19 protein-coding genes are annotated in these 22062 nt (G+C 65.5%); 8 read left to right on the forward strand and 11 right to left on the reverse strand.

Annotated features, from left to right (window positions below; genetic code table 11):
• Position 1: 1 nt before the first annotated feature.
• The 6 genes from shc to AC1Z32_RS33800 form a co-directional block, all read right to left on the reverse strand.
• The gene (gene shc, locus AC1Z32_RS33775) at positions 2–1981 is read right to left on the reverse strand and encodes a squalene--hopene cyclase (protein WP_483483152.1); all 1980 of its coding nucleotides are present in this window, start codon (positions 1979–1981) and stop codon (positions 2–4) included.
• Complete coding sequence (gene hpnE / locus AC1Z32_RS33780) at positions 1981–3255, reverse strand: hydroxysqualene dehydroxylase HpnE (RefSeq protein WP_483483153.1); 1275 nt, start codon at positions 3253–3255, stop codon at positions 1981–1983. Before hpnE ends, shc begins: the two co-directional genes overlap by 1 nt.
• Positions 3255–4103, reverse strand: coding sequence for a presqualene diphosphate synthase HpnD (hpnD, locus tag AC1Z32_RS33785; protein ID WP_483483154.1), 849 nt, complete (start codon positions 4101–4103; stop codon positions 3255–3257). Before hpnD ends, hpnE begins: the two co-directional genes overlap by 1 nt.
• A gap of 221 nt (positions 4104–4324) precedes the next feature.
• The gene (locus tag AC1Z32_RS33790; protein ID WP_483483380.1) at positions 4325–5266 is read right to left on the reverse strand and encodes a GGDEF domain-containing protein; all 942 of its coding nucleotides are present in this window, start codon (positions 5264–5266) and stop codon (positions 4325–4327) included.
• Between the two features lie 19 nt (positions 5267–5285).
• Positions 5286–5909 carry a chemotaxis protein CheC gene (locus AC1Z32_RS33795; RefSeq protein WP_483483155.1) on the reverse strand — a complete coding sequence of 208 codons (624 nt, stop codon included), beginning with the start codon at positions 5907–5909 and terminating at the stop codon, positions 5286–5288.
• A complete protein-coding gene (locus AC1Z32_RS33800; protein WP_062605125.1) occupies positions 5902–6270 on the reverse strand; it encodes a response regulator in 369 nt (122 codons plus the stop codon). Before AC1Z32_RS33800 ends, AC1Z32_RS33795 begins: the two co-directional genes overlap by 8 nt.
• A gap of 801 nt (positions 6271–7071) precedes the next feature.
• Between AC1Z32_RS33800 and AC1Z32_RS33805 the strand changes: the two genes are divergently transcribed.
• On the forward strand, positions 7072–9330 hold the full coding sequence (locus tag AC1Z32_RS33805) for a hybrid sensor histidine kinase/response regulator (RefSeq protein ID WP_483483156.1): 2259 nt from the start codon (positions 7072–7074) through the stop codon (positions 9328–9330).
• A gap of 179 nt (positions 9331–9509) precedes the next feature.
• A complete protein-coding gene (locus tag AC1Z32_RS33810; RefSeq protein WP_483483157.1) occupies positions 9510–10958 on the forward strand; it encodes a hypothetical protein in 1449 nt (482 codons plus the stop codon).
• Between the two features lie 71 nt (positions 10959–11029).
• Here the strand turns inward: AC1Z32_RS33810 and AC1Z32_RS33815 are convergent, their stop codons facing one another.
• Positions 11030–11581, reverse strand: a complete 552-nt coding sequence (locus AC1Z32_RS33815; protein WP_483483158.1) for an NADPH-dependent FMN reductase — start codon at positions 11579–11581, stop codon at positions 11030–11032.
• Positions 11582–11913: 332 nt separating this feature from the next.
• Positions 11914–12048: a hypothetical protein gene (locus AC1Z32_RS33820; protein WP_483483159.1), complete on the reverse strand. Its 135-nt coding sequence runs from the start codon at positions 12046–12048 to the stop codon at positions 11914–11916.
• Positions 12049–12329: 281 nt separating this feature from the next.
• Here AC1Z32_RS33820 and AC1Z32_RS33825 point away from each other — a divergent pair, with 281 nt between their 5' ends.
• Positions 12330–12572, forward strand: coding sequence for a DUF4148 domain-containing protein (locus AC1Z32_RS33825; RefSeq protein ID WP_483483160.1), 243 nt, complete (start codon positions 12330–12332; stop codon positions 12570–12572).
• 111 nt (positions 12573–12683) lie between these two features.
• Here the strand turns inward: AC1Z32_RS33825 and AC1Z32_RS33830 are convergent, their stop codons facing one another.
• Positions 12684–13688: an AEC family transporter gene (locus AC1Z32_RS33830; RefSeq protein WP_483483161.1), complete on the reverse strand. Its 1005-nt coding sequence runs from the start codon at positions 13686–13688 to the stop codon at positions 12684–12686.
• A 511-nt stretch (positions 13689–14199) separates the two neighbouring features.
• Between AC1Z32_RS33830 and AC1Z32_RS33835 the strand changes: the two genes are divergently transcribed.
• Complete coding sequence (locus AC1Z32_RS33835; protein ID WP_483483162.1) at positions 14200–14769, forward strand: lipocalin family protein; 570 nt, start codon at positions 14200–14202, stop codon at positions 14767–14769.
• Positions 14770–14777: 8 nt separating this feature from the next.
• Here AC1Z32_RS33835 and AC1Z32_RS33840 read toward each other — a convergent pair whose 3' ends face one another.
• Complete coding sequence (locus AC1Z32_RS33840; RefSeq protein WP_483483163.1) at positions 14778–15044, reverse strand: hypothetical protein; 267 nt, start codon at positions 15042–15044, stop codon at positions 14778–14780.
• Positions 15045–15149: 105 nt separating this feature from the next.
• Positions 15150–16604 carry a sigma-54 interaction domain-containing protein gene (locus AC1Z32_RS33845; RefSeq protein ID WP_483483164.1) on the reverse strand — a complete coding sequence of 485 codons (1455 nt, stop codon included), beginning with the start codon at positions 16602–16604 and terminating at the stop codon, positions 15150–15152.
• 308 nt (positions 16605–16912) lie between these two features.
• Between AC1Z32_RS33845 and AC1Z32_RS33850 the strand changes: the two genes are divergently transcribed.
• The 4 genes from AC1Z32_RS33850 to AC1Z32_RS33865 all read left to right on the forward strand — a co-directional run bounded on the left by AC1Z32_RS33850 (position 16913) and on the right by AC1Z32_RS33865 (position 22048).
• Positions 16913–18313, forward strand: a complete 1401-nt coding sequence (locus AC1Z32_RS33850; protein ID WP_483483165.1) for a GntP family permease — start codon at positions 16913–16915, stop codon at positions 18311–18313.
• Between the two features lie 936 nt (positions 18314–19249).
• Positions 19250–20044, forward strand: coding sequence for a 3-hydroxybutyrate dehydrogenase (locus tag AC1Z32_RS33855; RefSeq protein ID WP_483483166.1), 795 nt, complete (start codon positions 19250–19252; stop codon positions 20042–20044).
• A 153-nt stretch (positions 20045–20197) separates the two neighbouring features.
• Complete coding sequence (locus AC1Z32_RS33860) at positions 20198–21760, forward strand: methyl-accepting chemotaxis protein (protein WP_483483167.1); 1563 nt, start codon at positions 20198–20200, stop codon at positions 21758–21760.
• 54 nt (positions 21761–21814) lie between these two features.
• On the forward strand, positions 21815–22048 hold the full coding sequence (locus tag AC1Z32_RS33865) for a hypothetical protein (RefSeq protein ID WP_061120011.1): 234 nt from the start codon (positions 21815–21817) through the stop codon (positions 22046–22048).
• Positions 22049–22062 lie beyond the last annotated feature (14 nt).

The raw sequence follows: 22062 nt of genomic DNA on the forward strand, positions 1-22062 counted from the left end.
TTCACATCGCCGCCGTCACGCGCGTAAGACCGTCGCGCGTCAGATTGCGGTAGCGCGCGAGCGCCCACAGCGGGAAGAACTTGCGATAGCCGTGATAGCGCAGATAAAACACGCGCGGAAAGCCGGTGGCGGTGAAGCGCGTTTCGTCCCACAAGCCGTCTTTCTGCTGCGCGCGAATCAGATAATCGACTCCGCGCGCAACCGCCGGATGCTCGACGAGCCCCGCCGCCATCAGCCCGAGCAGCGCCCACGCGGTCTGCGACGACGTGCTCGGCGCCTGCTCGTAACCGCGATAGTCGAGCTTGTAGCTCTCGCCGTCCTCGCCCCAGCCGCCGTCCGCGTTCTGAATGCCGACGAGCCAGTCCGCCGCGCGTTGCATGCGCGGATCGGTCGGCGCGACGCCGGCCGCGTTCAGCGCGGACATCGCCGACCAGGTGCCGTAGATGTAGTTCATGCCCCAGCGGCCATACCAGCTTCCATCGCGTTCCTGGCCCTTCACGATGTAATCGAACGCGCGGCGCGCCGGCTCGCTGTTGAGCGACGTCTCGCCGAGCTGCGCGAGCATCGAGAGGCAGCGCGCGGATACGTCGACAGTCGGCGGATCGAGCAGCGCGCCGTGATCCGAGAACGGAATGTTGTTGAGGTAGTACTGCGTGTTCTCCGGCTCGAACGCGCCCCAGCCGCCGTCGCTGCTCTGCATGCCGACGACCCATTCGCGCGCCCGCGCGATCGACTCGCCGTACATCGCGGTGCCGTTCTCGCGGTCGGCGCGCTCCATTGCCATCGCGACGACTGCGGTGTCGTCGACATCGGGGTAATGCGGGTTCGCGAACTGGAACGCCCAGCCGCCGGGCCGCACGTTCGGGCGGCGCGAGATCCAGTCGCCGCGCACGTCGAGAATCTGCAGCGGCAGCAGCCATTCGAGGCCGCGCGTCACCGCCGAGCGCGCCTTCGGCATGCCGGTTTCGAGCAGCGCGTGCGCCGCGAGCGACGTGTCCCACACCGGCGACAGACATGGCTGGCAATACGCTTCGCCGTCGTCGGCTTCGTCGATGATGAGCAGCTTGTCGAGCGATTTGCGCGCGATCGCGCGGTTCGGATGCTCGGGCGGGTAGCCGAGCACGTCGTACATCATGACGGAGTTGGCCATTGCCGGGAAAATCGCGCCGAGGCCGTCCTCGCCGTTCAGACGCTCGTCGACGAAGCGCACGGCTTCATCGATCGCGCGCTCGCGGCCGGCGTTCGGCAACAGCGGATCGGCGACGCGCAGGATCGCATCCACCACGCGGAAGAACGCGAACCAGCCGCGGCTCTGATGCCCGGAGCGCGACGGCATGCCCGTATTGACCGGCGGATTCGTGAACACTTCGTCGATGCGCACGCCGCGCGGATTGCGCGCGCGCGGGCGCTTCGCGTTGAGCACGAGCATCGGCACGATCACCGTGCGCGCCCAGTAGGACACCTTCGACAAGTGAAACGGGAACCACATCGGCAGACGCATGATCTCGACGGGCATCATCGGCACTGCGCGCCACGACACCACGCCGAACAGCGCGAGCAGGATGCGCGTGAACACGTTCACCTTCTCCGCGCCGCCGGCTGCGAGAATCGCGCGGCGGGCGCGCTGCATGTGCTCGGCTTCGGGCGAATCGCCGATCATCTTCAGCGCGAAGTACGCCTTCACGGTGGCGGAGACGTCCATCGCGCCGTCGGCGAAGAGCGGCCAGCCGCCGTCCTCGCGTTGAATGCGCCGCAGATAGCGGCCGATCTTCGCTTCGAGCTTTTCATCGGCGGTCTCGCCGAGATAGTGGACGAGCAGCACGTATTCAGCGGGAATGGTTGCGTCCGCTTCGAGTTCGTAAAGCCAGTAGCCTTCGGGATGCTGCGCCGCGAGCAGCGCGTCGGTGGCCCGGTTGACGGCGGAATCGAGCGAGGCGCCCGACACCTGCGCGCCCACGGCCGACAGGGATAAATCGTTCATCAGCGTTCCATCGATGGGTTCAACAGCACGTCCGCGGCCTTCTGGCCGGAGCGGATCGCGCCTTCGATCGTCGCGGGCAGACCGGTCGCCGTCCAGTCGCCCGCGAGCGTGAGGTTGTGCCAGCGCGTGCGCGTGGCGGCCCGCAAGCCTTCCTGCGCGGGCACGGCGGCAAACGTCGCGCGAGGCTCCGAGACGACTTGCCAGGGCGGCATCGGCATGGCGGGCAGGCGCACGGCCTTCGCCGCTTCCTGCCACACCCTCGCCGCGAGTTCCTCGTGCGGCGTCGCGAGCCAGGCGCCGGCATTCGCCAGCGTGACGGACAAACGCCCATCGGCCACGAAGATCCGGTCCGACATGCCGTTGACGAGACACGTCAGCGGTGCGAATGCGTCCGGCGCGTCGACGACGAAGTGCACGGTGACGATCGCGCGCCACTCGTCCGGCGCGCTCAGGTCCGGCACCAGACCGCGCGCCGCATCGGGCGGCACGGCGAGCACGATGCCATCGCCCGGTGCGAGCGAGACAGGCTCCGCACTCTCGAAAGCCAGCGAGCTTACACGCTCGTGCGAATCCGTGCCCGAAACCCCGATGCCCGCGACGCGCGAGCCGAGCCGGATCTCCGCGCCGCCGTATTGCAGAAGCCGCAGCGCGGGCTCGACGAACGCATGCGATAGCCCGCTTCTCGCGACGAGCGGACGGCATGCCTCACCACCCTGCGCCACGGTCTCGCGCAGCAGGCCGGCGGCGAGCGCCGCGCTCGCCTCGGCGGGATCGGCGTTGAGCATCGCGCGCAACAGCGGGCGCACGAGCAGGTTCCACACGCGATCCTTCCGCTGCACCGATTCCTCCACCGTGCGGCCCGGTTTCGCGAAGAAGAGCGGCAGGAACGGCAGGTAATCGGCCGGTTGCGTGCCGGGCACGCGCGCGTCGGCGTCGAAGATCCAGCGCGGCAGGCGTCCGGACGACATGCGGATCGTCCATGCGTCGCCGGCCGCGAGATCGAAGAACGGATACTCGGCCAGTGTCGGGCCGATCAGCGTGCCCGCCGCGCCGATCGTGCGCAGATAGGCCGTCGTCGATTGATTGCCGGACAGCAGCAGATGATTGCCGTTGTCGAGCGTGGCGCCGAGTCGGGCATCGAAGTAAGAGCGGCAGCGGCCGCCCGCGTGGGGCGCCGCCTCGTGCAGCACGACGCGCGCGCCGCGCCGTTGCGCTTCCACTGCGGCGGCGAGGCCGGCAATGCCCGCTCCGACGACGAAGACCCGCCGGGACATCAGATCAGATTGCGCGCCACGATCCACAGCAGGCGCGAACGCGGCGTGCGCACGCGCGTGCGCGGCAGGTCGAAGCCGCGTTTGAGATTGGCGTCGAGCACGGTGCGATACGCCGCCGACATGATGCGCGGCGCGCGCACCTGAGCGCGCGGCGACGCCGCCATGATCGCCTCGGACTGGGCGTAGTGGCCCTTCGCGCGCTCGGCGAGCACGGCGCACACGCGCGGCAGGCGCGCATCGGCGACGATGCTGGCCGGATCGCTGGTGGAAATGCCTTCGCGCGCGAGCAGTTCGCGCGGCAGATACACGCGGCCGATTTCCGCGTCTTCGTCGATATCGCGCAGGATGTTGGTCAGTTGCAGCGCGCGCCCGAGATGGTGCGCGAGGCGCCGTCCGGCATCCTCGTGCATCCCGAAAATTCTCACCGATAGCCGCCCGACGGCGCTCGCCACGCGATCGCAGTAAAGATCGAGCGTGGCTTCGTCAGGCGCGACGATATCGCCGGCGGCATCCATCGCCATGCCGTCGATCACGGCCTGGAAGTCGTCGCGGGAAAGGCGGAAGGCCTGGATGTGACGCGCGAGCGCCTCGAGTGACTGTTTCGGCGTGCCGGCATAGCACGCGTCGATGTCCTCGCGCCACTGGTCGAGCGCGAGCGCACGCTCACGGCGCGGCAGCGTGCCTTCGTCAGCGATATCGTCGACCGCGCGGCAGAACGCGTAAATCTGGTACATCGCGTCGCGCTGCGCGGCGGGAAGGATGCGCATCGCGAGATAGAACGAGCTTCCCGACGACGTTTTCGCGGCGTCGGGAGCAGGATCGTCGGCGATGATGTTGGAAACGGCCAAGACGAACTCCGCTGTGGCGCCCCCACGGGCAAATTAAGAGATCAGGCGCCGGTCACGATGCAACCCGATGCGCGCGGAACCACCTTGGCGCTGTGAAGGATGATCGACGAGAAAAGCCGGCGCGAGCCGGCTGCGAGTGCGCCGGAAGCGGCAAAGAGTATATCAATACTTTGCCCGATTGCGCCGGTGCGGGGTGCGGCCCGGGCCGCCCGAAACGACCGTCAGGCGAAGCCCACCGCCCGGTTGCGCCCTTCGCGCTTGGCCGTATAAAGCGCCGCATCGGCCTCGTTGATGAGCGCCTCGTACGACGACGTCAGGCCGGTGCGCGCCCGCGCCGCCCCGACGCTCGCCGTGACCGGCACGCGCGCGCCCTGCACGTCGACGGGCGTCTCGCAAATCTCACGGCGCACTTTCTCCGCAACGATCATCGCGTCCTCGAAGTTCGTGCACGGCAAAAGCAGCGCGAATTCCTCGCCGCCGAAGCGCCCGAACACGTCCTGCACGCGCACGCTCTTCGCGACGCGTTCCGCCATCACGCGCAGCACCGTATCGCCGACGAGGTGGCCGAGATCGTCATTGATGCGCTTGAAGTGGTCGAGATCGAAGAGCAGCATCGACAGCTCGCCGCCATAGCGCTGCCAGCGCGCGAATTCATCGGCGAGGCGCAGCTCGAAGTAGCGCCGGTTCGCGATGCCGGTCAGGCCGTCGCGGTCCGCGAATTCCTGCAGCTTCGCGACGGCTTCGTCGCGGGCGCGCTGCATCATGCTCGCGTGCGTCGCATCGGAAATCGTCACGCACACGGCGCGCACCTCGCGATCGAGCGTGAGCGGCATGAAGGTGCAGTCCTGCTGCATGAAATCGACGCCGCCGGTGATCGGCCGGTCGTGATCGAACTTGAAGAGATAGGGGCGCTGCTCCCACGAGCTGAACGCGAAACTGCCGAGCTGGAACACGCTCTCGACCTTGCGCGTGAACCACACGCGCGGCAGTTCCGGAAAGCTCGCGAAAATCGATTTGCCGATCACCTGCTCGGCCGTCCTGCCGCTGTGGTCCTGCATGAAGCGGTTCCACATCAGCACGTTCAGGTCGCGGTCGAGCACGAAGATGCCGAAGCCCACGCGCTCGACCACGAGTTCGGAAAGCGCGTGCCGCAGTTCGTCCATGCTCACGGTGGCGTCCTGATCAGAGGCTCGACAGAAGCGCGTCGAGCGCTTCGTTCAGATGCGCGATGGCGTCCTCGGCCATCAGCATCACGAGATGCGCGCGGAAGCTGTGGTCCTCGAGCGCGAAATTCACTTCGAGCAGGAGCGCCGTCTTCCAGGCGAGCATCGCGGGCTGGAAGACATCGTCGAGCCCGATTTCCGAGCCGAGCATGCCCGGCGGCGAAAAGATCGGCGAGCGGCCCAGGCGGTCGAGAATGCACGACACGCACGCGCCCATCAGCACGGTTGCGACATCGAAGATGAGCTCGGTGCGCGTCGTCGCTTCGTAGGTGGATTTGGTGTACGGATCGTCGACGAGCGCGCACAGTTGATCGACGCTGCCGCTCTTGCACAGCACGATCGCCTCGCCCTTGATGTCCGAGCGGAAACCCTGGCGCACGGCTGTGACGGTATCGGTGATGCCGGTCATCTCAGCGAGCGCGGCGGACGCCTCGGCCACGCTCACGACGCGCACGCGCGGCACCGAAAGCTCGATGAACGTGCCGAGCAGCTTCGAGAGGCGCGTCGCGGCCTGGCCCATCGCCATGTTGGCGACTTCCTGCAGCGCGTCGCGCTGATCTTCGTTCAGGGCGGGTTCAACCATGGAGTCCGTACTCCTTCAAAACGGGACGCAGCGCTTCGGGCGTCACCGGCTTCGGCAGGAAGGCGATCGCGCCAAGCGCGCGCACCCGCTCCTGGGCCAACGGCTGCACGTCGGCGGACACGACAATCACAAAGGTGTTCAGGTCTTCGTGCTGCAGAGCGTCGAGCACCTGATAACCCGTCATGTCGGGCATCGTGAGATCGAGGAACATCACCGACGCGCGGCCCGCCCGATAGTGCTCCAGCGCCTCGCGCCCGTTGGTCGCGTAGGAGATCTCGACGTCCCAGTCCGGAGGCAGCGAGCGCGTCAGCACCTTGCGCGCTAGCAGTGAATCATCGGCAATGACAATCGGCAACGGCATGGTCGGCAGGATCTCTTGAGCGGTTTTCGGGCTGGGACGGTGTTGTCGGCACGCACGGCATGCTCTCGCATGTGATTACGGCAGCCGCGCGGCGATCTTTAGGCGATATTCACCGCGCTATCGGCGTAAGTCCCTTCGCCCGGCGGGAATGCGGGCGCTGCCGGAGATTCAGTTCGGCCGCGACGAGCCAGGCGCGGCGCTTGTGGACGTAGGCGCGCCATGCGGCGGGCGTACGCTGAGCAATCAGCGTGCCCGTGGCGCGCGGTGCATGTTGAATCCCGATCGGCGTCATGTTGACTGCCCCGTGCATGATCCGGACATGCCGGATCGTGGCCTTTTCTCCTCGCTCGGTCGCGCTGCGCGGCGGCGCTTTCGCCGCAGCGTTACTGCTCCCCCGGCGCGCGCCGCGAGGCTGCTTTTGTGTTCCGAAAACGCTCTGGCGGCGTATATGTCGGACGATTCCATTGTCTGACTATCAGAATGTCAAAGCAACTCGCCAGAGCCGCAAGCTGGAATAGATATAACTAAAGATTCGCTTAAATAGGAATGATCTACTCGACAATCTACGCAGAAGGCACTTTTCATGCTTTTGTGTACGTTTGCGCTTCCGATAATCTCGCTAACTGCGCGCCACGACTGAGGTTTTACTCAATCGCCTCGCGCGCCATGACCGCCGCACCGGCACGCTTCGTGCGTGCCAATTGCGGTTGCACCGCTCGCTCCCGATGCCTCGCGCCCGCACGCTCGTCGCGACGTACGAAGGCGTGGGCTCAGGGTAAGTTTTCCAATTCGCCGCCAAAAATGACGCTGCAACGTGAGGAGTCCGACGCCCGCCCTGCTGCGCAGTCATGGCAGGAGGACCCGCCTTTTGCGGTGGTTCCCGAGCGCAACTTCGCAGCGCAGCGCATGACGCTGTACGCGCTGCTCGTCGCCGCGATCGTGCTGCCGTTCGTGTACGTCGCCGTCACCGCGTTCACCGATTACCGCGCGCGCGTCACCGATGCCACCGAGTTCGTCGCGCGCAATGCCCGCGTCGCCGAGGAGCATGCGCTCAAGGTCTTCGACCTGAACGTGACGCTGAACGAGCGCATCGTCGATCTGCTCGGCGGCCTCGACGCCGAAGCGATCCGCCGCGAGAGCGCGACGATCCACCAGCGCCTCCGGGCGATCAGCACCACCTATCAGCAGGTCGCGGCGGCGTCGGTGTTCGGCCCGGACGGCAAGCTGCTCGCGACGAGCCGCGCGTACCCGACGCCCGACGTCTCCGTCGCGGACCGCGCCGACTTCGGCGGGCTGCGGGCGGGCCGGCAGATCGAGCAGATTTCCCGGGTGACGACCGGCCGCGTCGCCGGCGAGCAGGTGTTCAACACGACCACGGCGCGCCTCACGCCCAAGGGCAAGTTCGATGGCATGGTGTCCATCGCGCTGCGGCCGTCGTACTTCGCCGCGTTCTATCGCGAGCTGATCGGCGACAACCCGAGCGTCTCGCTCGGCCTTTCGCGCTCGGACGGTGAAGTGCTCGCGTGGTATCCGCCGCGCCCTCCCGAGCGCATGACGCTCGCGCCCGGCTCGCCGCTGCGCGACGCGTTCGGCACGGGACGCAGGAGCGGCGTCGTAAGGATCGTCTCCGGGCTCGACAATCAATTGAAGATCGTCGCTTATCGCCGCGTGGGCACGTATCCAGTCTATGTGTCGAGCGGCTATCCGATCGCAACGATCTGGGACGCCTGGTACCGGCATCTGAGCGTGCTCGCGCTGTCGATCTTCGCGCCTTGCGTCGTGCTGTGGGGCGTCATCGGCCTGTCGCTGCGGCGGCTCGCGACGGAAGAGGAAGCGTGGGAGCGCTGGCAGGCCGAAGCGTCGATGCGCCGCTCGATTGAATCCGCGTATCGCCAGGCGCGCAAGATGGAGGCGCTCGGCAATCTCGTCGGCAGCGTCGCGCACGACTTCAACAACCTGCTGATGATCGTCTCGACCAACGTGCAGATCGCGCGGCGGCGCGGCGCGCCCGGCCTCGACCGCGAACTGACCGCGATGGAGCGCGCGCTGAAGAGCGGCCAGTCGCTCACGCGCCAGTTGCTCGGCGTTGCGCGCAAGCAGCCGTTGAGGAGCGAGACCATCGCCATCGGCAAATGGGTTCCGGCGGGGCGTGAGCTGCTGCGCGCATCGCTCGGGGCGAAGGTCGCGCTCAACGTCGAGGTCGCGCCGGACGTGTGGGCGATCCGCGTCGATCCGGCCGAACTGGAGCTCGCGCTCATCAACGTCGCGGTGAACGCGCGCGACGCGATGCCCAACGGCGGCACCTTCACCGTGCGCGCCGACAACGTGCGCTTTCGCCATGAGGACGGCTTTCCGATCACCGGCGAATTCGTGCAGATCACGCTGGAGGACAATGGCGTCGGCATGAACTCCGAAGTGCTCGGGCGCGCGTTCGAGCCGCTTTTCACGACCAAGCCGAAAGGCATGGGCACCGGACTCGGCCTGCCGCAGGTGTTCGCGTTCTGCGAGCGCGCGGGCGGGCTCGCGACCATCGACAGCGCGATCGGCGCGGGCACCGCCGTGCGTCTGTATCTGCCACGCGCGGCGGCGACGGGCGCGCCGGGCGCCGACGTGACGCCGGAAGAGGCGGCCGCGCTGGAAGCGGACGGCCTGCGCGTGCTGCTGGTGGAGGACAACGAAGAAGTCGCGGCGGGCACCGAGGCGCTGCTCACGATGATGGGCCACCACGTCACCTACGTCTTCAACGCCGATGCCGCCGCCGCCGTGCTCGAATCCGCGCGCGCCGGCGCCGCGGCCGATTTTCCCTTCGACGTCGTGCTGTCCGACATCCACATGCCCGGGCAGATGAACGGCATCGATCTCGCCGAGATGCTGCAGCGCTTCGAGCCGCACCTTCCGGTGATCCTCGTCACGGGCTACGCGGAAGAGCTCGACCGCGCGCGGCAGGTCGGCGCGCGCGTGCTGTCGAAGCCGTTCGACATCGCGCTGCTCGATTCGCTGCTGCGCGCGATCCGCGAGCGCAGGCAGGACACGCGCACCGCGCGGTCCGTCGAACGTTGAGGCTGTCGCTTTTTGTACGCGCGGTTGTAAAAGCGCCGTCTGATTTCCGCAGGCTTTCATGCCCGCGCAAGCCCTTCGCGACTTGCGCGCATCCGGCACGCGAGTTGCGTGAATGAGCGGTACGTGCGGCAATCGAACGTTGCCGATCCCGGAATTCCGCCCATCCGCAGGAGGCGTAAATGCGACACACCGTCATCGGAGTTTTCGACACTTTCGCGCAAGCCGAGGACGCGCGCTCGGCCTTGATCGCCGCAGGCTTCCCGCGCGCGGATATCGAACTGCAAGCGAACCCCAAGCGCGACGATGCCGCCGCGCCTTCCGACCTCTCCGATGCCGAGACGCATCGGGAGCCGGGCATACTCGCGAACATCGAGCGCTTTTTCAGCATGCTTTTCGGCGGACGCGATCAGCCACCCGAAGTCGCGCATTATTCGGAGGCTGTGCGGCGCGGCGCGGTGCTCGTCGCGGTCGATACGCCTAGCGTCGAGCAGGCCGACATCGCGCGCGCGACGCTGACCGACCAGGGCGCGATCGATATCGACGAACGCGCGGCAAGCTGGTCGACGCTCGAGCACGGCACGCCTGCGACGCCTGCCGCCGCGGACGACCGCGATCATTCGATACTGGACGAACTCGGTCTCGGACGCGGCAGCGCGGTGCCGGGACGCGATGCGGTGAACGAGCCGGATCTGACGTCATCGCGCGCGCGGGCTTATCCGCGCGCCGATGTCGGCGATCCCGCCGAAGTGCCGCTCGGCGATCCGTACTCGCGGACCGACCCTGCGACGCTCGCGCCGCGCGATTACATCAGCGACCCGGCCGACGATCCGCTGATGCCGCGCGGCGGAATGCAGTCGCAATCGCAGTCCCAGGCGCAATCCCAGGCGCAGTCCCAGTCGATGATGAGCGAAAACGAGCGCGCCGCCCGCGACCCGCTCGCGGGCCGCGATCCCGTGACGGGCCGCGATCCGATGGCGACCACCGGCATCGACCCGCTCGCCGGCACACCCGCCGATCCGCTCGCGGCGCGCACCGAGCTCGCTGGCGAATCGATCTCCGAACGCGATGCGCTCGCGGGGCGCGATCCGTTGCGCACGACGGGCGCCGTCCCGCCCGAACGCGCCGCGATGAACGAGCCCTTGAGAGATCCGCTGCCGGGCGTGCGCACCGACACGGCTTCCGAATGGCGCTCGGTCGAGCCGCTCGGCCCGCTCGACGAGCCGGCGGCGCCGTATCAGTCGAGCGCGGCGCGCGCGGCGGGATCGTCGCCCGATCCGGTCGCGGCTTCCGCCGGAACGCAGGCAACCGGCCCGATTGGTCCTGCAGCCGCGACGAGTCCGCAAACCGTGCCCAACGAATACATGGAGTACGAAGAGGACTTCCGCGCCGATTACGAATCGAAGTATTCGGCGACGGGCGCGCCCTACGAGGACTATCAGGGCGCGTATCGCTACGGCGCGACGCTCGGCAACGACGACCGTTTCCGCAGCCGCGCATGGGACGATCAGATGGAATACGAGACACGCCGCGACTGGGAAAGCAGGCATCCCGAAGGCGATACGTGGGATCGTTTCAAGGCGGCCATACGCCACGGCTGGGATCGCGTGACGGGACATCATCACGTCTGACCCGAAGACAGCAGCACTCAATGCACACGGCCCGCTCGCGCGGGCCGTTTTTGCTTGTGAAAGGTGAGCGCTCAAGCCGCCCGGTCGCGCACCCAGGCAACGTACTTGTCCATGAACGTCTGCAGGTACTTGCGCGTGTCCTCGCTCACAATGTTCCCGTTCGCGTCGATCCGCTTTTCGTCGTGCTTGATATACATCTCGGGCTGGTTCATCAGCGCGATATCCAGATACGCGCACACGCCGCGCAGATGCGATTGCGCTATCGCCGTGCCGATCGCCCCCACCGACGTACCGATGATCGCGCCGGGCTTGCCACCCCACGCACTGTGCCCCCACGGGCGCGAGCCCCAGTCGAGCGCGTTTTTCAGCACGCCCGGAATCGAGCGGTTGTATTCCGGCGTGACGATCAGGAGGCCGTTCGCATCGGCGATCTTCTGCTTCAACGTGCGCGCGGCTTCGGGAAAGTCGCTGTCGTAGTCCTGGCTATAGAGCGGCAGGCTGCCGATGTCGAGAAACTCGAAGGAAAAATCGCTCGGCGCGAGCGACACGAGCGCATGCGCGAGCTGCTTGTTGAATGAATCCCGCCGCAGGCTTCCGACGACCACCGCGATCTTTAAGGCCATGACAACTTCCCCCGTGAAAGGACGAAAAGGTGGATGACCCGGACGATGAACCCGGTCCGGAGCGCCGTCCATGAGACGGCGCGCGTGCACATGATAGAGGCATCGGGGGGAAATCGTCTTCACTCCCGCCCACGTCGCACGGACTATTTTTGCGACGAATTGAGCAATCTACTTCCAGCCGCGTCGCCACGCGGTTCCCGGGCAGCTATCCCCACGTTTATCCACAGAATCTGTGGATAACTCTTGGGTAAGTGCAATTCGGCTTAGTTTTTGATTCGTAAACGAAACAAGGCGCCCCCGGAGTGGGCGCCTTGCGTCTTTCAGGGGCGATTTTACTGGCCGAAGAACACATTGCATTGCGAAGCCGGCCCCTGGCAGGTCGACGGCTGCGATTCCGCCGCGTGAGCCGCGCCAATAGTGGCGAACAGCGCCAGCGATGCGATCAATGTCGTGAGAATGCGCTTCATGTGACACCTCCAGTTCGATTTATTTGCCCGATCGCGTTGGATCGATGACTCAACTGTAGCTATGGAGGATTCGCATAAAAAGCGCGCAAGACGGAAAGCGTTTTTACGAATATCGTAATAATCCGCAATTAAACCAGCAATTACTTGTCAGACGCGCGCCAGCATTCATCCACTCTGAACAACAATGTGTTGGTTCAATCGGTATTTTTGGCCAATAGGTTTCCTCCTAGACTGCTTCTCAGGCGTCGGTTCTGACGCAAAACGCATCCAGGAGGTGTCCCATGAAAAACACGCTGATCGGCGGTCTGGTTCTGTCCGCGCTTCTCGCCACCGCGCCCGCCTTCGCTCAATCGACGTTCGATGGCAAATCGCGCGCTGAAGTCAAGGCGGAACTCGCGAGCGCCCGTCGCGCGGGCGATCTCGATGCCGTCAATTCGTTGAGTTATCCGCAACTGCGTCCGTATCAGGAGCGCCACGCGCAGTTGCGCGCCGCCGACATGCGCGACGGTGGCAGCGCCCGGTAATCAGCAGCATTCCCAAAGAATCAGAGGCAGCAGTCTCAACTGGCCCTCCTCCACCGTCGAACAGAAGGTGGTTTCGCCCGACGCGCCCGCGCCGGGCATTTTTTTGCGCGCTCAAAGCATCGCGGTCAGGCAGAACGTGACCGTGACGAGCGATACCACCGTCGAGAAGAGAATCGTGCTCGACGTCACGCCGCCGTCGCGCCGATAAAACTCCGCGAGCATGAACGGGCCGGTGCCGGTCGGGAGCGCGCTGAGGATCACCGCGGATTTCGCCCAGAGCGGCGGCAGGCCGAACACGTGGAACGCGAGCCACCACGTCAGCAGCGGCTGCGCGAGCAGCTTGAGACTCACGAGCGCGCTCGTCGTGCCGCTCGTCGTGCCGCTCGTCGTGCCGATCTCGCGCGCCTCGCCCTTCGCGCCGAGAAAGAGCCCGAGCGCGACGAGCGCACATGGGCTCGCCGCGCCGCCCAGCAGCTTGAGCAGAGCCTCTGCGCCTTCCGGCACATGCGCGCCCGAGCCGCTCAAGAGCGCGCCTGCCAGCGGCGCGATCAGCAGCGGGTTCTTCACGAGCGACTTGGCGACATGCCCGAGCGTCGCCGCGATGTGCTTCTCGGTCTGCAGCCCGAGCTCGATCAACACGATAGCGACGGCGAACAGCACGCACACGGTGATGATCGTCGCGATCACGGCGGGAGCGAGACTTTCCTTGCCGAATGCCAGCAGGCAAAGCGGCAGGCCGACGAAGCCGGTGTTCGGATAAGCCGCGTTTAATCCGTCGATGCTCGCATCCGCGAGATGACGCGACTGCATCAGACGCACGACGAGCGTCAGAAGAAAAATCACCGCCGAGCCGATGCCAAACGCGGCGATGAACGCGGGCTGATCGAGCATGCTCCAGGGCGTCTTCGCCATGATGTCGAAGAGCAGCGCGGGCAACGCGAGATAGACGACGAAGCGATTCAGCTCGGATGCGGCGCCCGGCCCCAGCTTGTTCAGCTTGCGGCATGCGTAGCCCGCGAAGATGAGGCCGAAGACCGGCAGGATGATCGTGAAGAGCGGAGTGAGCAGCGAAGGCAGGGACGCGAATGCGTGAGGCAGGGAGACCGGCGAAGGCATGATGCAGCTGCTTGGGGCGTGAGAGGGAAAGAGCGAAGGATACCCGCAGTCGAAAAGGTGAGGCGATTCGGGAGCGGCTCGACGGTGAGCGGCCCGATGCGCGCGCGGCTCACTCTTCCCGGTTCATCGGGATCGCGAAGCAAATCTCCGATCTCGATCAGACCGTTAAGTCGTTGATGCAAGCCTTTGTTCCACAAGATGTTTATGTTTAATCATATTATTGCACCGCAACAGTCGAGCGCGCTTTCGAGCAGTGAGCCGCGCCCGTTCGCAGGACGGCAAATCGACGCGCACGCAGCAAAGGTGAGGCGATACGGGAGTTGGAGGGCGGGCACATCCACTGGCCGTTTCCACGGAACAAAACCCAGTCCTGACAGGCACTTGCGCGTTGCGCCGCATGTTGCACGCACCAGCGCGGGCAGCTTGAGGTGAGAAAGTTCGGGAGCCCGTTCAGGACGGAACGACACTTGCTGCTCCGTCTTCCCTCGCACTCCTCGAACACTCAGGCAACATGAAAATCAGAAGACCTTGGGCATATGGCGCCGCGACGCTGGCGTTGCTCGGCGGCATCGCCACGCTGGTCGCTTACGCATCGAACGGAGCACGCAGGAGCGGCAACGACAACGTGCCCGAACCGTCGAAGGCCGTCGATCTCGATCGCTATCTCGGCCACTGGCACGAGTTCGCGCGCTACGAGAATCGCTTTGAGCGCAACTGCGAAGCCGTGACCGCGAACTATGCGCGCCGCGAGGACGGGCTCGTCTCGGTGCTCAATGCGTCCAGGCAAGGCGGGATGACCGGGCCGTACCGTTCGGCGGAAGGGCGCGCGAAGATCGTGCCGGGATCGAACGGGACGAAGCTGAAGGTGTCGTTCTTCGGTCCGTTCTATGTCGGGGACTACTGGATTCTCGATCACGCCGACGATTACACCTGGTCCATCGTCGGCGAGCCGAGCGGGCGTTATCTGTGGATTCTGACGCGCGAGGCGAAGCCTTCTCCCGAGCTGCGCCGTTCACTGATCGAGCGCACGCGGGCGCTCGGTTACGACGTCACGATGCTGCGGGAGACGCAGCAGGGCTGATCTCGCGCTCAGCTTCCCTTGCACGCGATAAGCAGCGAATTCTGGTTGTTCTCGGTCGACTGCCCGAGCACGTCATAGCCGCTCGGACAAAGCACTTTCGCGTTATCCGTGCAGTTGCGCCAGCCGTCGTACGCGGGGCACTGGACCTGTTGCGTCGGACGTCCATCGGCGGAGAAAAGCGGCGGCGCGCTGCTGCATCCGGCAAGTGCCCACGCGCAGCCCGCGAACATGACTGAAAGGCCGATCGCGCGGCCGAGTTTCATCCCGCTTTTCATCCCGCTTTCCATCCGATACCCCTTTGATTCTTGGTCGTTATTTTCGATGTCGGGAGTATGCCACGCGAAGCTTTCGCGCCCGTTTGGCCCGTTCGCGAAAGGGCGTCAGACGGCAATGCCGAGCGCGGCGATTTTCTTGTACAACGTCGCCCGCCCGATGCCGATTTTCTCCGCCGCGTCCGCGACGCGTCCGCCGCTCGCGCGCAGTGCGTCGGAGAGAAAGCGTCGTTCGAAATCGGCCATCGCGTCGGCATACGACAGGTTCGCCGGACCGCCCGCTTCCTGCGCGGCCGGCTCCGCCTGCGCCGCGAGCGCGACACGCCCCGCGTCAATGAACGCGCTCAGCGCGCGGGCATCGATATGCTCGCTTTCCGAGAGCATCAGCGCGCGCTCGAGCGTGTTGCGCAACTCGCGCACATTGCCCGGCCACGAATAGGCCATGAGCAGCCGCAGCGCGTCCCGGTGCAGGACGAAGTGGCTCACGTGGCCCGGGCGCGCGTCGCCCGACAGGTCTTCCAGAATCGAGTATGCGAGCGCCTCGATATCGGCGAGACGCTCGCGCAGCGGCGGCGCGTGGATCGTCAGCACATTCAGGCGATAGAACAGGTCCGCGCGAAAGCGTCCCGCCGCGACGAGCGCGGGCAGATCCGCGGAAGTCGCCGCGATGATGCGCACATCCGCGCGCACGATGCGGTTGGAGCCGAGCGGCTCGAACTCCTTGTCCTGCAAGACGCGCAGCAGTTTGCCCTGCAGCGGCAGCGGCATATCGCCGATTTCGTCGAGAAAGAGCGTGCCGCCGTCGGCCAGTTCGAACTTGCCGACGCGTCCTTTGCGCTCCGCGCCCGTGTACGCGCCCGGCGCCGCGCCGAAGAACTCGACTTCGAGCAGCGTGTCCGGAATCGCGGCAACGTTGACGGTCACGAGCGGCTTGCCCGCGCGCGTCGATGCGCCGTGGATCGCGTGCGCAAGCAGTTCCTTGCCGGTGCCGGTTTCGCCGAGCAGCAGCACGGGCGAATCGACGAGCGCCGCGCGCCGCGCCTGGCGCTTCGCTTCGAGACTCACCGGACTCGTGCCGACGAAGCTCGAAAACGTGTACTTCGCGCGCCGCGCCTGTGCGAGCGACTGGCGCGTCGCGATCAGCTCCTGCTGCACGCGCGAGTAATGCGCGAAGAGCGGCGTGAGCGCCTTCATCTCGTCGAAGAGCGCGAAGCCGATGGCGCCGATGGTCGCGCCCGACTCGTCCTTGAGCGGCAGACGCGTGACCACGAGCGGTTCGCGGTCCGTTTCGAGCACGTCGAGCAGGATCGGCTTGCCGGTCGCGACGACTTCGCGCATCAGGCTGTTCGGAATCACCGCTTCGCAGTCGAGGCCGATCGCATCGAGCGGATCGGAAAAACCGAAGCGCGCCGCATAGCGCTTGTTGATCCACACGACGCGGGCGTCCGCATCGACGATGAACGTGCCTTCGCTCAGATTCTCGAAGGTCTTGAAAAGCGACTCCATCGCGCGGCGCATCACGTCGCTGTAGTCCGCGGGGACGTTGATCCAGTCGTTGCGCATGGCGCCCTGTGTCTCCGATATCTCTTATTCGAGACGAACTATCTCAATTTGGAGACACGGCGACAATCCGCATCTGCACTGATTTTCAGGCGACAATCGGCGTTGCGCGGCATCTTCGGGCGTCTCGATTTCGAGACATCAGGCTGAAACGTTGCGATGTCATGCTTGCCCGACGCCCGCCACGCCTGGGTTTTGGCGTCCTGGCATGAAAGCTGCGTTTCGCCGCGCGGCGCTTACCCGCGCATAGGAGGCGCTTCCAGAAGAAGCGCGCATTACGTTTCAAAGAACAAACCACTCACGGAGACTCAATGTCGTTCATCATCGTGCTCGCCGCCCTGGCGTTCCTGATGCTCGCCGCCTATCGCGGCTACAGCGTCATTCTTTTCGCGCCGATCGCGGCGCTGGCGGCGGTCCTGCTCACCGACCCCGCCGCTGTCGCGCCGGTGTTCTCCGGCATCTTCATGGAGAAGATGGTCGGCTTCGTGAAGCTCTACTTCCCCGTGTTCCTGCTCGGCGCGGTGTTCGGCAAGGTCATCGAGCTATCGGGCTTCTCCGAGTCGATCGTCGCCGCGGCGATCCGTTACATCGGCAAGGCGCGCGTGAATGCGGTGATCGTCGCGGTGTGCGCGCTGCTCACCTATGGCGGCGTGTCGCTGTTCGTCGTCGTGTTCGCGGTGTATCCGTTCGCGGCGGAGATGTACCGCCAGAGCAATATTCCGAAGCGCCTGATGCCGGGCGCGATCGCGCTGGGCGCGTTCTCGTTCACGATGGATTCGCTGCCGGGCACGCCGCAGATCCAGAACATCATCCCGACGACGTTCTTCAAGACGACCGGCTGGGCCGCGCCGTGGCTGGGCGTGATCGGGTCGGTGTTCATCATCGTCGTGGGCCTGTCGTTCCTCGAATGGCGCCGCCGCTCGGCGATGGCCAAGGGCGAAGGCTACGGCACGTCGCTCGTGAACGAGCCGGAGCGCGTGGAATCGACGTCGCTGCCGAATCCGATGCTTGCGATCGCGCCGCTGATTCTCGTCGGTGTTGCGAACTTCGTGCTGACGAAGTGGATTCCGACGTGGTACGGCGCGAGCTACACGGTGCCGCCGGAAGTGCTGCCGGGCGTGCATGCGCCGGTGACCACGGCGGTCAAGACCGTTGTCGCGATCTGGGCCGTCGAAGGCGCGCTGCTGCTCGGCATCGTGCTCGTTCTGCTGACGGCGTTCTCGCGCGTGAAGGAGCGGTTTGCGGTCGGAACGCGCGCGGCCGTCGCGGGCGCCTTGCTCGCGGCGATGAACACCGCGTCCGAGTATGGGTTCGGCGGGGTGATCGCGGCGTTGCCGGGATTTCTCGTGGTCAGCGATGCGCTGAAGAGCATTCCGAATCCGCTCGTCAATGCGGCCATTTCGGTGAGTTCGCTTGCGGGTATTACGGGTTCCGCGTCGGGCGGTATGAGTATCGCGCTCGCCGCGATGTCCGATACCTTTATCGCCGGGGCGCAGGCTGCGCATATTCCGCTCGAAGTGCTGCATCGGGTTGTGGCTATGGCCTCGGGCGGCATGGATACATTGCCGCATAACGGTGCAGTTATCACGCTGCTCGCGGTGACGGGACTCACGCATCGGGAGTCTTATCGCGATATCTTCGCTGTTACCGTCATCAAGACTCTGGCCGTGTTCTTTGTTATCGCTGTGTATTACTTGACTGGGATTGTTTGAGTTTTTTTGCCGGCGTGGGGGTCTGGTTTTCGCGCCGGTCTATTGTCGTTTTTGCTTCGCCCTCCGGCGTGGGATCCTGTTTTCGCGTCGGTCTATTGTCGTTTTTGCTTCGCTCGCTGGCGTGGAATCCTGTTTTCGCGTCGGTCTATTGTCGTTTTTGCTTCGCCCTCCGGCGTGGAATCCTGTTTTCGCGTCGGTCTATTCGCGTTGCCCCTGTGCGGGGCGGCAGTCACTTTCTTTGCTGCTGCAAAGAAAGTAACCAAAGAAACAGCTTTCCCCATCCAAAGTACTTCACACCGGCCCCGGCACAGAACTGCGCAAGTGGTCCGGCAGTAGCGAGTGCCCTCAAAGGCCTAATCGGGCTTGGACCGCGCACGGTCTGACAAGCTAGAACATTGAGGGCACTGGTTCAGCACCAAATAGCTCCGGCACAGCGCTACGCGCTGCCGTTAGGTATGCAAGGGAAACCAACTTGCGGCAATTGCGGAGAGATAGAAGCCTTAGCAAGGAAGTGTGCGCCGACCCAATTGACCCGTCGGCCGCGAAGCGGGCCGGAGCTTTTTGGCGCCTTACCAGTCAGTTGAGTGGCGCGATGTGGCAGACCGTGCGCGATCCAAGCCCGATTAGACCTTTGAGGGCACTCGCTACTGCCGGTCCACGTGCCATCTTCTGTGCCGGGGCCGGCCTGAAGCACTTTGGATGGGGATAGCTGTTTCTTTGGTTACTTTCTTTGCAGCAGCAAAGAAAGTGACTGCCGCCCCGCATAGGGGCAACGCTAATAGACCGGCATGAAAACGGGATCCGGCGAAACGAAATGAAAACCGGACCCGGCGAAAAGCGAAACGAAAGGCAAAACAAACCCTAATTTACGCACAACAAACCGCCCCTCCAAACTCGCGCAGTACCGCAACCCAACCCGAAGGAAAAAACCCGCGTATGACTCAAACCGCATCGAACAAATCCCTCGCCGGGAAAACGGCGCTCGTCACCGGCTCCACGAGCGGCATCGGTTTAGCCATCGCCACCTCGCTGGCCCAGGCGGGCGCGAACCTCGTGCTAAACGGCTTCGGCGACATCGACAGCGCCGTCAGGCAAATCGAGGCCACCGGCGTGAAAGCCGCCCACCATCCCGCCGACATGACCAAGCCGGCAGAAATCGAAGCGATGATCGCGTTCGCGAACGAGACCTTCGGCGCAGTCGATATCCTCGTGAACAACGCAGGCATCCAGCACGTCGCGACCATCGACGAATTCCCGGTCGACCGCTGGGACGCGATCATCGCGATCAATCTGAGCTCGGCGTTCCACACGATGCGCGTCGCGCTGCCGCAAATGCGCGCGCGCAACTGGGGCCGCGTGATCAACATCGCGTCGGTGCATGGGCTCGTCGGCTCGGCGGGCAAGTCGGCCTATGTCGCCGCCAAGCACGGCATTCTCGGCCTGACGAAGGTCGCGGCGCTCGAAAACGCCCGCACCGGCGTGACCATCAACGCCATCTGCCCGGGCTTCGTGCTCACGCCGCTCGTGCAGAAACAGATCGATGACCTCGCCGCCCGCGACTCGCTCTCGCCCGACGCCGCGCGCGCCAAGCTGCTCGGCGACAAGCAGCCCTCCGCGCAGTTCGTGACCGCGCAGCAAATCGGCGACATGGCGGTGTTCCTCTGCTCCGACGCCGCGAGCGAAATGCGCGGCTCGGCACTGCAGATCGACGGGGGATGGAGCGCGCAGTAAGCGATGCGCCCAGACGGCGACATTCCGCCGCACTTGAGCGTTTCACTCGGATTCCCCTAAAGAATGTGGGGACAAAGGCCGTTATGTCCTTGTAATTCGAAGCGCGCCGCCCTTCGTCCGGGCGGCGCGCGCATCGAAAGGAACAAGGACATCATGCGCAACAACCAGCCCGTCACCCAGCAAGAGTTCGATTACCCCGCCTCGGAGATGCTCGTCTCCGCCACGGATCTCTCCGGCAACATCCAGTACTGCAATCCGGCGTTCGTCTCGGTGTCCGGCTTCTCGCGCGAGGCGCTGATCGGGCAGCCGCACAACATCATCCGCCATCCGGACATGCCGCGCGAAGCCTTCGCCGATCTCTGGTCGACGGTCCGCGCCGGCCGCTCATGGACCGCACTCGTGAAGAACCGCCGCAAGAACGGCGACCATTACTGGGTGCGCGCGAACGTCACGCCCGTGATGGAGCACGGCAAGGTCGTCGGCTATCTCTCCGTGCGCGTGAAGCCGACGCGCGAGGAAGTGCGCGAAGCCACCGCGCTGTATGCGCAGATGAAGGCGGGCAACGCGCCGCACAGGCTCGTGCGCGGGGCGCTCGTGAAGGGCGGTCTCGCTGGACGGCTCGCGGCGCTTGCGCACATGCCGGTGAGCGCGCGCTTCGGCGCGGCCTTCGCCGCCGTGCCCGTCGCGACACTGATCGCGGGCCTGGCAGGCTGGCGCGGCGCGCCGCCGCTGCCCTTCTGGTGCGCGTTCGGCGCGAGCGCGGCGGTGAGCTTCGCGGCGTGGCTCGCACTGTCGCGTCAGGTCGATACCCCGGTGCGCACGATGTCCGGCTTCGCGGCGCGCATGGCCGCTGGCGATCTGACCGTCGAGATGCCCGATATCGCCCGCCGCGACGATCTCGGCGATGTGCAGCGCGCGCTCGGCCAGCTGAAGGCGAATCTCGCGGCGATCGTGTTCGACGTGCGCGGCCAGATCGGCGGCATGCTCGAGGCCGCGAACGAGATTTCGAGCGGCAACACGGACCTGTCGCGCCGCACGGAGATGCAGGCGGCCTCGCTCGAACAGACCGCCGCGACGATGGACCAGCTCACCACGACCGTCCAGGGCAACGCCGACGCCACCGTGCGCGCGCTCGAGCTCGTGAAGGAAGCGCAGGCCGCGGCCGACGACGGCGGGCGCATCGCGAGCCAGGTCGAGCAGACGATGGCGGGTATCACGGCGGCGTCGCGGCGCATCGCGGACATCACCGATGTCATCGACGGCATCGCGTTTCAGACCAATATCCTTGCGCTGAACGCGGCGGTCGAAGCAGCGCGCGCGGGCGAGGCCGGCCGCTCGTTCGCGGTCGTCGCGACCGAAGTGCGCAACCTGGCGCAGCGCTGCGCGGCATCGGCGAAGGAAATCGAAGGCGTGGTCGCGACGAGCGTCGCGCAGATCGCGGAAGGCACGAACCTCGTCTCGCGCACGACGAGCCAGATGCGCGCCATCGATGAAGCCGTGAACCGCGTATCGGCGATCATCATGGAAGTCGCGAAGGCGAGCGGCGAGCAGGCCGACGGCATCGCGCAGGTGAATCAGGCGGTCGCGCATCTCGACGACTCGACCCAGCAGAACGCCGCGCTCGTCGAACAGGCGGCGGCCACCGCCCAGCGCCTCGCGGAACGCGCCGTGGTGCTGGACGAAGCCGTGCGCCTCTTTACCGTGGCGGAGGCTTAAGAAAGCGCGCGTCGCTTGGTACTATCGGAGCATTGCCAACGAGGAGTGTCTCCGATGACCGCTGAGAACAATCGCGCGGAAGAAGCGCGAGCGATGGAACGTATCGTCAACGCGACGCGCCAGGTTCAGTCCGCCTTTCTCGCCCTGCAGACGCAGTTTCCGCCCGAAGGCGACGGCCGCCCGTCGCAGATGGCGCTGCAGACCTTCGACGCCGCGCTCCAGGAGCTCGAAGACGCGCAGGCGGCCTTCGACACCATGCTCAACGATCTATTCGACGGCAACCGCTGACGCGTGAAGCCAGC

The sequence above is a fragment of the Caballeronia sp. 11_S32 genome (genome assembly GCF_056930355.1).